Annotated in this window: 11 protein-coding genes; 7 read left to right on the plus strand and 4 right to left on the minus strand. The window is 41.1% G+C overall.

The annotated features are described in order from the left end of the window. Window positions 1-2: 2 nt before the first annotated feature. The 3 genes from rfbC to rfbA all read left to right on the plus strand — a co-directional run bounded on the left by rfbC (window position 3) and on the right by rfbA (window position 2,349). Entirely contained in the window at window positions 3-557 is a 555-nt protein-coding gene (gene rfbC / locus BV902_RS02755; protein ID WP_075990684.1) for a dTDP-4-dehydrorhamnose 3,5-epimerase, read from the plus strand. 6 nt (window positions 558-563) lie between these two features. Continuing rightward, window positions 564-1,418, plus strand: a complete 855-nt coding sequence (gene rfbD / locus BV902_RS02760; RefSeq protein ID WP_075990685.1) for a dTDP-4-dehydrorhamnose reductase — start codon at window positions 564-566, stop codon at window positions 1,416-1,418. A gap of 64 nt (window positions 1,419-1,482) precedes the next feature. Continuing rightward, window positions 1,483-2,349, plus strand: a complete 867-nt coding sequence (gene rfbA / locus BV902_RS02765; protein WP_075990686.1) for a glucose-1-phosphate thymidylyltransferase RfbA — start codon at window positions 1,483-1,485, stop codon at window positions 2,347-2,349. Window positions 2,350-2,383: 34 nt separating this feature from the next. Here rfbA and BV902_RS27065 read toward each other — a convergent pair whose 3' ends face one another. After that, window positions 2,384-4,318 (minus strand): tetratricopeptide repeat-containing sensor histidine kinase, encoded by a 1,935-nt coding sequence (locus BV902_RS27065; RefSeq protein ID WP_083663450.1) that lies wholly within the window; start codon window positions 4,316-4,318, stop codon window positions 2,384-2,386. Window positions 4,319-4,690: 372 nt separating this feature from the next. Between BV902_RS27065 and BV902_RS02780 the strand changes: the two genes are divergently transcribed. The 3 genes from BV902_RS02780 to BV902_RS02790 all read left to right on the plus strand — a co-directional run bounded on the left by BV902_RS02780 (window position 4,691) and on the right by BV902_RS02790 (window position 8,223). Beyond that, window positions 4,691-5,302, plus strand: coding sequence for a LuxR C-terminal-related transcriptional regulator (locus tag BV902_RS02780; RefSeq protein ID WP_075990687.1), 612 nt, complete (start codon window positions 4,691-4,693; stop codon window positions 5,300-5,302). An 85-nt stretch (window positions 5,303-5,387) separates the two neighbouring features. Further along, window positions 5,388-7,196 carry a hypothetical protein gene (locus BV902_RS02785; RefSeq protein ID WP_075990688.1) on the plus strand — a complete coding sequence of 603 codons (1,809 nt, stop codon included), beginning with the start codon at window positions 5,388-5,390 and terminating at the stop codon, window positions 7,194-7,196. A 97-nt stretch (window positions 7,197-7,293) separates the two neighbouring features. Beyond that, window positions 7,294-8,223 (plus strand): MSCRAMM family protein, encoded by a 930-nt coding sequence (locus tag BV902_RS02790; protein ID WP_157625864.1) that lies wholly within the window; start codon window positions 7,294-7,296, stop codon window positions 8,221-8,223. Here BV902_RS02790 and BV902_RS02795 read toward each other — a convergent pair. Genes BV902_RS02795 through BV902_RS02805 form a run of 3 tightly spaced genes read right to left on the minus strand, consistent with a single transcriptional unit; the run spans window position 8,220 to window position 10,967 of the window. Further along, on the minus strand, window positions 8,220-9,644 hold the full coding sequence (locus BV902_RS02795; protein WP_075990690.1) for a hypothetical protein: 1,425 nt from the start codon (window positions 9,642-9,644) through the stop codon (window positions 8,220-8,222). The genes BV902_RS02790 and BV902_RS02795 overlap by 4 nt on opposite strands. After that, complete coding sequence (locus tag BV902_RS02800; protein ID WP_083663451.1) at window positions 9,619-10,422, minus strand: hypothetical protein; 804 nt, start codon at window positions 10,420-10,422, stop codon at window positions 9,619-9,621. Before BV902_RS02800 ends, BV902_RS02795 begins: the two co-directional genes overlap by 26 nt. A 20-nt stretch (window positions 10,423-10,442) precedes the next feature. Next, window positions 10,443-10,967, minus strand: a complete 525-nt coding sequence (locus BV902_RS02805) for a hypothetical protein (RefSeq protein ID WP_075990691.1) — start codon at window positions 10,965-10,967, stop codon at window positions 10,443-10,445. Between the two features lie 215 nt (window positions 10,968-11,182). Between BV902_RS02805 and BV902_RS02810 the strand changes: the two genes are divergently transcribed. Further along, window positions 11,183-12,217: an acyltransferase family protein gene (locus BV902_RS02810; RefSeq protein WP_075990692.1), complete on the plus strand. Its 1,035-nt coding sequence runs from the start codon at window positions 11,183-11,185 to the stop codon at window positions 12,215-12,217. The last annotated feature ends 66 nt before the right edge of the window (window positions 12,218-12,283 follow it).

The raw sequence follows: 12,283 nt of genomic DNA on the forward strand, positions 1-12,283 counted from the left end.
GGATGAGGTATACGGAAACTAAACTAAAAGGCTGTTTTATACTTGAACCGGCTGTGTTTGAAGATGAAAGGGGTTATTTTTTTGAATCATTTAATGAAACGAAATTAACGGCGATACTCGGTTATACACCACACTTTGTGCAGGATAATCAATCTAAATCACAGTTTGGCGTCGTCCGCGGACTACATTTGCAGGCTGGTGAACATGCACAAGCTAAATTGGTCCGTGTTGTTGAGGGAAAAGTGCTGGATGTTGCCGTCGATGTTCGTCCAGGATCCCCCACCTTTGGACAATATGTTGCGGTGGAACTTTCTGCCGAAAATAAACAACAAATGTATATTCCTCGAGGCTTCTTACATGGCTTTTCTGTATTGTCAACGCATGCTGTTTTTTTCTATAAATGTGATAATAACTATCATAAAGAATCAGAAGATGGTATAAATCCCTTAGATCTGGAATTGGCGATAGATTGGCAAATTCCCGCAGAACAAATGATTCTCTCACAAAAAGACCAAGAGGCGCAGTCTTTTGAAGAATTACGAATGAAATTAATTTAGGAGGATATGCGGATTGTTATAACAGGAGCTACAGGACAACTTGGGTCAGAATTAAGGGATCTCTTACAGAATAATACAGAAAAAGAGTGTTATTTCTTAGATCGGAAGCAATTGCCGTTGGATCAAATACAGATTATACAGGAGATCTTGGGAATGTATCAACCTGATCTCATTATACATGCAGGAGCATATACAGCCGTAGATAAAGCGGAGGAAGATCAGGTGACTCCGAATCTGGTCAATCATTTAGCCTCAGAAGAAATTGCACAGTATTGCCGTCTGCACGATACAAAACTTATTGCTATTTCGACAGATTATGTTTTTGATGGATCTTCTGCTTCTGCTTTAACAGAAACTGCAGAAACCGCCCCCATCAATGTATATGGTCAAACGAAACTAGCCGGAGAACAGGCGATTCAGAAATGGTGCCCCGACGCAATCATTATACGCACCTCTTGGGTATATTCCACCTACGGCAAAAATTTTGTTAAAACCATGTGTCGTTTAATGGATGAGCGTGATGAAGTGGGGGTAATTAACGATCAAATTGGAAGCCCTACTTATGCAGGAGATCTTGCTAGAGCGATATTAAAAATTATAGATTCGCCCGTCTGGGAGCCCGGTATTTATCATTATAGCAATGAAGGTGAAATTTCCTGGTACGACTTTGCTGTAGCGATACGTGATTTCCGATCGTTCGATTGTCAGGTAAAACCGATTCCCACAAGTGCGTACCCCACACCTGCTCGCAGGCCAAAGTATTCGCTACTTGATAAATCAAAAATTAAGAGAATATTTGGCGTGGAAGTGCCGGATTGGAAAATAAGTTTGGGTAATATGCTCGCTGAAGAATTTAAATAATTAGAAAAAATAAGGAGACTTTGTCAATATCGTTGTAAAGTCTTTTTCGTTAAATAACAGTAAAATGAAAGGAATTATATTAGCTGGGGGCTCAGGGACTCGATTACACCCACTTACATTGGCCGTAAGCAAGCAATTGATGCCTGTATATGATAAACCTATGATATACTACCCCTTGTCGACATTGATGCTGGCTGGTATACGGGAGATTTTGATTATATCGACACCGCAAGATTTGCCAAATTTTGAAAAGTTATTGGGGGGCGGTTCGCAATTAGGCTGTCGCTTCGAATATAAAGAGCAGCCAAGTCCAGATGGACTGGCGCAAGCATTTTTGCTTGGAGAAGAATTTATCGGTGACGATAAAGTAGCCTTGATTTTAGGCGATAATATCTTTTATGGCTCGGGGCTTTCAAAACTATTGCAGTCATCGGCAGATCCTGATGGCGGGGTAGTTTTTGCCTATCCAGTGCAGGACCCGGAACGATATGGTGTGGTTGAATTTGATGAAGGAAATAACGTTATTTCTATTGAAGAAAAACCACAATTTCCAAAGTCGAATTATGCTGTTCCTGGTGTTTATTTTTATGACAACGAGGTGGTTAAGATTGCTAAAAATATAAAACCTTCTCCTCGCGGTGAGCTCGAGATCACCGATATCAATAAAGAGTATCTTCGCCGGGGCAAATTAAAGGTTGGTATTTTTGATCGTGGCACAGCATGGTTGGATACCGGGACTATACAGTCGCTCATGCAGGCAGGTCAATTTGTGCAAGTAATCGAGGAGCGACAAGGAATGAAAATAGGGGCAATTGAAGAAGTTGCTTACAGAATGGGCTACATTGATGGACAGCAGTTGCTAAAACTTTCTCTACCGCTCTGCAAGTCGGGATATGGAGAGTATTTAAAGCGTATTGTAAAAAGCTTTTAATCATTTATTAGCATTCTGTTTTCTGGGCAGAATGCTATTTTGGTATATGAACGATAAATGTACTTCCAAAACCTTCACTACTTTCAACCGTAATTGAATAACCCATACGGTTTGCGAATTCATGGCAAAGCATTAAGCCGATACCTGATCCCTTTTCTTCAAAAGTGCCTTCTAGACTGTGTTGCTGTTTCTGCATATTTTTAAGTGCGGCGATTTTTCGCTCGTCCATTCCAATTCCCTGATCTGTAATTGAAATAAGTACTCCCCTTTCGCTTTCCCGCTGGTCGAAAATAATAGTCTTACCACTAAAGGAAAACTTAATAGCGTTGTTAAAGATATTGCGAATGATAAATTCAAATCGTTTAACATCACTTTGGATGGTCAATTGAGGGGAAATACGGACGTCTATCGATAAATCTTTTAGATTAATCCGATCGATAAATAATGCCTCACATTCTCTAACAATTTCATAAGGTGAAATTTCCTGTATTTCAAGCTTTTCATTTGCCATTTGTTGTGAAGACCATACGAGCAGGCTGTCGAGCATTTTGGAGGCTGTTGTAACTTGATTGCCTATATTGATTAGCATACTTTTAATTTCGTCTGCTGGGAGTTCGACAATTTTGGATACAGCAAGCAGCGCTTGGAAAGTTGACAAAGGACTTCGAAGGTCATGTGACACAACGGAAAATATACTGGATCGAAATCGATCTGCCTGGATGAGCTCTTCGTGTTGATGCCTGATCTCGGCGGCCTGCTGATCGACTTTCCGTTTCTCTTCACGTAATAATCTATTCTTTTTGATCAGTAACAGTACCATAACGGAGATAATTAGAAGGACAAAAAAGGTGGCTAGCCAAATCAGTTTTATCCAATGGGCTTCTCGTTCTACATTCGCATTTTTCAGTAATAAATTTTTATTTTCAAGCTCTTTCTTGTCGCTTTCATACTTTTCTCGGAGTTCTTCCCGGATACGGACGCGTAAAACCTCAGCGTCTTCGTGAAACTTACGGTCCAAACTATCTTGATCACTTAGAATTAAATGTTCATCCTGCTTTTTGATCGCTTTTGCTATTTTATCGAAATCGCCTTGAAGATCTTCCGTCAGATTTGTGAAGCCGCTTTTTGCGATCACACCTTTGATAAGAGCTACTTCTTTTGCTGCCAGATCAAAACGCTTTTCTTTGACGTAAATATTGGCTCGATTAATACGTGCATAACTTTCACCAACAGGGTCTTTTTTTGTCGTGGTGATGTCAATGGCAAGGTCGGTATAGTACGTACTCCACTCGAGCTTATCTGCCTTGAGATAGAGATAGCTTAGTAAAATATAAGTATTAAAAAGATCAACGTCCGGCGCATTGGCTTTACAGAATTCAACCGTCTTTACTAAGTATTTAATAGCATGGTCTACATCCTTCTTGCTCTCTCCATTCAATGCTTTTTGCGCATATATATTCCCAATATTGGTCGATATATTGGCTCGATTCCTAGTGTCATGAAGTTCCTTTGAAAGGTCTAGCGCGCGTTCGTAGTATTTTAAAGCCTGATCGGGATCATAACTCTTATTAAACACATTTCCTATGTTAAGGTAAGAAAGCATCATCCCTTTCTTATCGTTGCGTTCTTCCCGTTTTTTGAGTACGTTGAAATGGGTTTTTACACTTTCATCGAACTTATTTAGCTTCAGATAAATAACACCTTGTAGATTAAGCAGGTCAATTTCCAACGCTGCAAACTTCTTTTCTGAAGCCATATTAAGGCCTTTCGAAACAATTTCCTGGGCTTCTTGGGGATTGCTGCGGTAAATTTCTGAGGCGGTTTTGTAATAAGCCAATACTCGGGTAGAATCGCTGTTTGCCTCTGCAAGTTGTTTGTCTAACTTGTCCCAGCCACTATTTTGGGCGTATGCACAAAAGCTACACAATATTGTTGAAATAACAGTAAATAGGATAGATAGGCGGCTCATTAGAATTTTTTTTCCAAATATAATTAAGTTTTTAGTAAAGTTTAGATCGCTGCCGGTAGCGCTATCAATCGCAGATAATACGATTGTCTTTAATTTTCCAACAAGGAAATTTGAATTTCTAAATAATAAAAATTATATTTATATAAATTGTTTTCAATCTATTTAGTGGCCTTAAGTAAATTATTGTGAAATTCATTTTTAATGTTGTTAATTTCGCTTAGTTGTAAATTTTATTTCGGCTGTTTTTTTTCTTTAGAAACAATTTTAAGAACAGGTTTGTCTATACTACAATAGGTTCATAAGAGTGGGACGAATATAGCGTGAAAGATCAGTTAAGCATATAGTTTTCAATTTAATAAAATGTGAAATATTATGATTACAGTTGGGATAATAGACATGGATGAGCAAGAACGGGTGGAAACAAAAAAAATCATCTCGGAAAAAAATATAGCTGAATCAACAATCCCGATTCATGTACTCTTTGATCGGGATACACTTGCGTCTTCAGGGCGCAATCAAATCCCTGATGTGATGATTGTCGACATTGATCATCAGGATATCTTAATTGTCGAAAGGGTGAAAAGCGTGTTCCCAAGGGCTGAAATACTGGTTCTGACCAATAATTGTGATGTAAGGATGGTACGTAGCTGTTTTAGGCAAGGTGCGGTGGGGTATATGTTGAAGAAAACATGTCTCCAATCTTTAAAAAATGCGATAACAATGACATTGGGAAATGGTTCTTTTATTAGCCCTTTTGTTAATCGCGCTTTGATTGAACAGGCCTTCAGTGCCAAACAATCCGAAAATTTGCTGACTGCGCGCGAGTTGCAGATCGCTAATGGTATTATTGAAGGCCTTAGCTATAAAATGATTGCCCAAAAATATGCAATCTCGTTGGACACGGTACGTATTTATATCAAGCGAATATATAGAAAGTTTCAGATCAATAGTAAAGGTGAACTGATCGCGCAATTGACGGCTTAATAATTCATTACATGAATATGTGACCTCCTAAATTTCGATCTATTTAAATTTAGCCTGATTTTTATAGCTACTTGAATGATATGCTATGCCAATAAGAAGCCTTTTAATTTTTGTGTTTCTTTTCTGCTATACTGCTCTTTTCTCATCCATAGCGAAAAGTCAGCAACGATACGATATTGCCTATCATTTCGAATTCGATACCGTTCGGATCACGCCATCCCAGACATTTTCAAACAAACTAACGATTGTTAACTACACGGATAGAACAATTGAACTAAACCCTGAGTCCAATGATACGAAGGCATTGCAGGGATTGATCAAATTGCCTCCATTAATACAACTGAAGGCATATGAAACGAAAAGCTTTCCCTTGAAATACATGACCGATCGACGGACGATCTCGGATGCGATACAAAAATTTAGCATAGGGTTGAATTCGAAAGACGCTGCTGTAACTATACAGCCCCCTCAAATTTTCTGCACAAAACTGGATGTTCAGACAGCGCTATTGATTCAGTCTGAACAACCCGAGTATTTTATTGATCAGTCAACTGGACAAACGCAATTTTTGGTACGCGTCGTCAATATGGGTTTAATACCGTTTACCTTTCAACTGCAGTTTGTCAACCTTCCTTCGGAACTGGAGGTCGTAGGTGAAACATTGCCAACAACATTGGCAGCAGGAGGGCAGTCATTATTGAGATTTATTGTTCGTATGCGCACAAAGAAAATAGCCACGGATGTAGAACTGACGATGATAGCTATTGAAGCAGGCGGTAAACAACTTGCGACGAGCCGAGTGCGCATCATGACAGTAGGCAGCGTAAAACAGTTTGGTTCGGCCATGAACTTACAGAATCAGCCCTACAGCAATATGGCTGCCTTACGTTATCTCAATATGGGACAGGATATATCGGTGTATCAGCTTCAGGGATATGGTAATCTTGCGCTGAATAAAGAGAGCTCGTTGAGCTATCGCATGAATATGGACTATTTTAGAAACCAACGTGCATTTAATATGTATGATAGTTATTTGAATTATCAAACGGAAAAATGGGGCCTGAAAGCAGGTAATATTTATGAAAATTTGGATCAATATGTTAACGGCCGTGGACTGAGAGCAAACTATAAATTTGATAAGTCGCGTTCGATCAACGTATATGCCGTCCAAAACAATTATTTTCTTTGGAATCAGATGAATACTTTTTCGCCTGGAGGTGGGGCCCTGGGACTTAAGTATGCTCTTACATCGGAAAAAAACCAAGAAATTAGCCTGGCTTATTTGCACAGCAAAGACAATTACCGGAATGTCCGGAGTCATCTGCTCAGTGGAAAAGGATACAAAGACTGGTCGGCGAATCAAAATCTCACCTGGGAAGCCGGGACAAGTGTTGAACAGTTGGATGCTGGAGGCCATAAATTCGGATTGGCAGGTGGTGTGAGTTATAACGGAGTCTTCAATGATTTTCAGATTTCAAGTATCAATTATTATAGTTCCCCCTATTATGTCGGGCTCAGAAGGGGGCTCTTGCAGTCGGACTCACGTGTTGTCATTCCGCTGAAGGAAGCTAAGAGCCTCTCCGTCAGGATGAGTTTTATGGATAATCAACCGAAGTATCAGTTTGGGGATAAAAATTACCTTTTTAGTAACAGCAACCGGATTGAAATTTATGAACTTGGGTATCGTACAGCGTTTGGGCAATTGAATGTTGATTTGAGACCCTATTGGATGACGCAGCGTGCAGATTATCACAGCTGGTTAGGAGTTGGGAGTAATGCGGTAAACTGGAAATCCAGTTCAGTAAGAACCGTTGTAGATCTTAATTTTTTTTACGAAGTACCATCGCTTTTCGCTGCAGACAGACTATGGTTATACTTACAAAAATACAGCTGAAGAGCCCATTGCACCTTTTCATTCATTACGTGTATCGGGTAACTATGACAATGCACTCGTTGGCTTTAATGCATTTGTTCAGATCAATCCTTATTATTTGAGTGATCTTTTGGCTACCTATACCAATTCTAACTATAGCATGTATTCGCTAGGACCTAATACACACTTTGAGGCATTCGGCCATAATTTACAGGTACAGCTTGCGACCATGTACAGTTATTATGGTTTTTCCAGTAGCAATAATTTGTCCATCAATGGAAATGCGCGCTGGCGAATGAAGGACAACTGGAGTCTCACTGCAGATATTTTTTATACGTTTATCAAAGGGAAATTACTGTTTATAACAGGTCCAATAAATCCACCGCAACCGCAACCCCTGGATCGCTATTCGTTTAACAATAGGCAAATTAGAGTGGGGATAGAAAAGAATTTTGGGCGTACTGGCAGTTATAAAGGCTATAGCTTACAGCTGACCTGTTTTGACGATAAAAATAACAACGGAATCCGGGATGATGATGAGGCATTTGTAGAATCTGTGTTGATTCGAATCGGAAAAGAAGCTGCCATAACAGATGGAAAGGGGCGGGTCAAGTTTGTTGACATGGAAGCTGGCTCTTTTTCCATTCAAACAGAAAACCATCAAGGTTGGGTTTCTCAGGGACCTTCGACGGTTGTATTGACCAAGAACCAGTCCATGGATATTCCGCTGATCAAAACAAAGTCCGCAAAGGGTAAACTGCAGCTAATCGCCAGTAAATATCTGGAATCAAAGCCTGATTTGAGTGGTATCCGAATTACCGCGAATGATAGACAGGGCAAGAGATATAATACATTAACCAACGAAGAGGGAGAATATGTTTTCTATCTGCCTATTGGTTTTTATAAGTTGACGGTTGAGACGGAAGGAATGCCTTTTGTTATTGAAAATTCAAATTGTGAGGTTGAGGTGAAAGCCGAAGGAATCACTGATCTACCGGCCCTGAGATATCAAGATCAAAGGCGCAAAGTTGGCATTAAAAGATTTTAGGGTGCGACAAAGCTATAGATGATATCTGCGGTATAGGTGCCGGCTGGTTTACCCAGAAGATTGCTGGTCTGCGAAGCGGGGATGCTGTACTGCATATCGAGTGTTCGATCGATGACAGGATCGGCATTTTGGATGAGTTGCTGGGCCGTTGTAGACAGGGTAACTGTATTCACTCCGGTCTGACCGGCCATTGGGCCGATACGCAAAACACTTAATGGAATACTGTTGACGCCGGAGGTAAAACTAGAAGATGTGGCCCGTACATACAAGTTGTAAGGCGTGGTTTTACTCAGTTTTATATGGGTGGGCATATTCGTACTAACTCCGTTAACATAATTACTGGTGGTCGTAAAAGGAAGATTAACGGACTGCTGATTTGCGATGATTTCTCCCAGGTCGCTGACCACAACATTCAAACTTCCACTAGCCTGCGCCTGCACCGGAGTTGTAGGGTAGGCTGAAGACAATTTGTTCCAGGTGTAGGTGAGGGGAGCAGTATAGGTTCCGGCTTGTATAAAGTTGCTTTTTAGGAGTGCGGTGCTAATGGCGTACGTATGTGTGATCGAACTGCTGTTATTGGCAGGGACAGCTATTCCGGCAGCGCTTGTCAATGTTTGATCACTGGTCGACAAAATGGCCGAGGTTGCTGTGCCGACTCCGCTTAGTGTGGCGCTCACTGTGGAGACAGGTGAAACAGGCAATGTATTGTAGGGAAGGCCAGTACTAAAACTAAACTGAGCGCTGCTTGATCGGATGCTTGGGACGTAAGGTACGGTGCTTGATACTGGTATAATCTGATTGGCGCTGATCCCATTGGCAGAACGGTAAAAACTAAGATCATTTACAGCTATGCTCGTTGTGCCTATGCTGCTTGGTGGGCTGATAAACCCAGGGATGATAATGGATAGGGTGTAGCTTGCTGGAGAGATAGACCCCGCCAATACTCCTTGCGTGTAAAAGCTGACATCATTTGTAAATACCCCTGCAGTCCAAGTCTGGCTTGCCGTAGCAATGCGTGCATTGGCGGTTACCGCGCCCGAAGCGACACTAGCTACAGCCGCATAGAGTACACCGCCACCAGTTGATAGGGCGACTTCATTATTTGTGCTCAAACCAAGTAAAACAAGGCTGCCAATACTTGAAAGTTTCATGTGCACTAAACTGGCCGGAAAACTGCCACTTGTCGTGCTGGTAAAAGTCGCTGCAGTGGATTTTACGTAAAAAGAAGGAAGTAAGGTGATTACACTTGTATAGGTGCCCACGTTAATAGCCGTATTATAGTCGGTTCTAGCCTGTATGTTCGCTTGAGGTAAGTTGATGGAAGTCGTCGTCTGTGCATAAGTACGATGCCCATAGAAGCTAAATAGGCCTAGGAAGTATAGCGCAAAATTCCGCTTAATATGTAATTTCTTTCTCTGCAATTTTCAAATCATATTGGCTGCCTGCATCTAATATTGCAACGGCAAGATAGCGACCGGCAGCAAGTTTCTCTGGAAGGTCGATTTGTACCCATTGTTCCGATTTAGGGAGCATCGCGATAGCGACGGCTTTAATAGGGATTTCTTCACCTGTCTCTGTGTTTGTTAGCTCAAAACGTACATAAGCATCCTTGTTAATCTGTCCGGTGTTTTTAACCTGTACATCCATGCGGCGCACAGACTGACCCGTCTGACTTGGAATAATATGTCTGTCCTCAAAAGCAAGGAATTCCAGATCTCCAGGATTTAATCCGGAAGGGGTATGGTAAACCTGAATACCGACTTCAATAAGCACGTTCATATTAAGGCCATTTTGGAGTGCGGCTTTTTGTTCTTTCACTTGTGTAAAAAAAAGCATAGTGTTGCTTAGCTGTTGCGGAGCTGGGTTTTTGGGGATCGTCATGGAAAGATTCACCGATTTGGTCTCTCCCGGAGCCAGGCGTACAGTATTTTCTGCTAGCGTAAGCCAAGCGGCATTTGATTGCCGTTTTTGACCCGGAGAATAATATTTTTTTACCCCAATAGAATCGCGGTCCCAATCTTTCAGGTTGGCGACAAAATTGAGCTCAGCGTTCGAGGTGTTGCTAAAAGTAATCACCTGAGAAACCGTCTGTCCCGGCTCGCCAGTAAAAAAAATGCGGGATGGAGAAATTGAAATACCCTGTCCATAGATCAGGGTATTACAGATATAAAGGACTAATAGTGTTAAATAATATCTCACGGATAAAATTATCTTTCTAGTTAGCGTTGTGTCGCTGTATAAGTGACTGTTGTACTATAGGCCGATGCGGCTAGATTCAGCAAAGATGCCGGGTTCGAAATCGTATAATCTACGGTGTAAGTTGCTCCTGTAGTGGCGGTCGAATTATTGACCAAAGGTGCTGCTGTTGTGCTAAGTGGTACGTTGTTAACCGGAGTTCCCCCATTGGCTGTAGCTGCTGGAACAGTAACAGTGACAACATTCAATGCTGGTCCGCCTGCCGGTGCAAACGCCGCTGTTGCAGCAACAGTCAAATCATAGGGTTTGTTGCTGACTACGGTGAAGTGTGCTGCCTTCTCTACAGTCTTAGCTCCAGCATAATCCGCTGCTGTTGTATAGTTAAAATTGACAGTTGGAGCGGCTCCCAAGGTGATCGAAATGGCATCTGTCAAGTTGATATTGACGGTGACTGGTTGAGAGGTCGCTGATGGATTTTGTGCTTTCACCAGCTGGCCGAAACATACAGCGACGGCGATAAAAAGGGCTATTAATAAGGTCTTTTTCATAATTTCCTCGATTTTACGGTATTAAACTCTAGTAAAGTTACTCAGCAACTGCGCTAAATGCAATGCAAACAAGTCACATAATGATGTTATAAAGTTGATTGATAGCGGCCGCTTTTTGTCGGTGTCTTTTAATAATAGCTGTTTTATGGCATCTATTATATGGCGAGTATATTGCTCCTTAAAATTTTCCGGAAACAGCGTATATTTGCAGCCAAATGTCTGAGTCTAAAAGAATCTATCAAATCGATCTGTTTCGCTTTATCGCAGCATCCGCGGTTGTATTATATCATTATTTATATCGGGGGTATGCAGCCGGAAATATGTCGCTATTGGGTTTCGATGGCGTCGGAGAATATTTTAAATACGGCTACCTGGGCGTAGACTTATTTTTTATCATTAGTGGTTTTGTAATTGCTTTTTCCATCAAACATCTTTCGCTGCGGAAGTTCTGTTATTCCCGCTTCAAGCGCTTGTATCCGATGTATTGGATTTGTTTGCTGTTGACTTTTATCGTTTCTTATTTTTGGGGCGCACCGCGTTATCATGTCACATTTACACAACTATTGGCCAATCTGACTATGGTTCAAAAACTATGGGGACAGGGGGATGTCGATGGCGCTTATTGGTCACTCTATGTGGAGTTGAAATTTTACCTGATCATCGCTTTATTCCTAATTCTAAATCAATTTAAAAAAATAGGTTTAGATTATCTGGTTTATTTTTGGCTGCTATTGTCCAGCCTACGCTTTTTTGTTGGGCCTTCTGAAATTTATGACGCAATCCATGAGTTCTTTTTACTCGATTGGAGTGCATACTTTATTGCTGGAATTATATTTTGTCAGATCTTTTTGCATGGAGCAAAAGTTCAGCATTTTGTGGCCTTACCTTGGTGTTTGTACATTTCCATCGATGGTGCTGTGGGACGTATTCATTGGCTGGAACGAACCTTCCACAGTGACTTTTCACCTTATATTATTGGTGCGACCATCGTTGCGTTTTACCTGCTCATGTTACTGGTTTCCTGTAAAAAGCTCCAGGCGATCAATTCGTCCAGATTTGTTAAAATCGGCATGTTGACCTATCCGCTGTATTTAATCCATCAACACATCGGCTTTATTATTTTTAATCACCTGTATCTGTATCTGAATAAATACCTGCTCCTTTCAGGTGTTATAATTCTTATGCTTGCCCTGGCTTATCTGCTGAGCGATCGGATTGAACCGCGGATCATGAAGCATTTTAAATCATAAACAAAAGGTCCGAAGGTAATGATTACCCCGAACCTTTCTGGTTTTCATAGGAGATGTTTTCTGCTT

Origin of the sequence: Sphingobacterium sp. B29 (genome assembly GCF_001952815.1) — a bacterium.
Classification (GTDB): domain Bacteria; phylum Bacteroidota; class Bacteroidia; order Sphingobacteriales; family Sphingobacteriaceae; genus Sphingobacterium; species Sphingobacterium siyangense.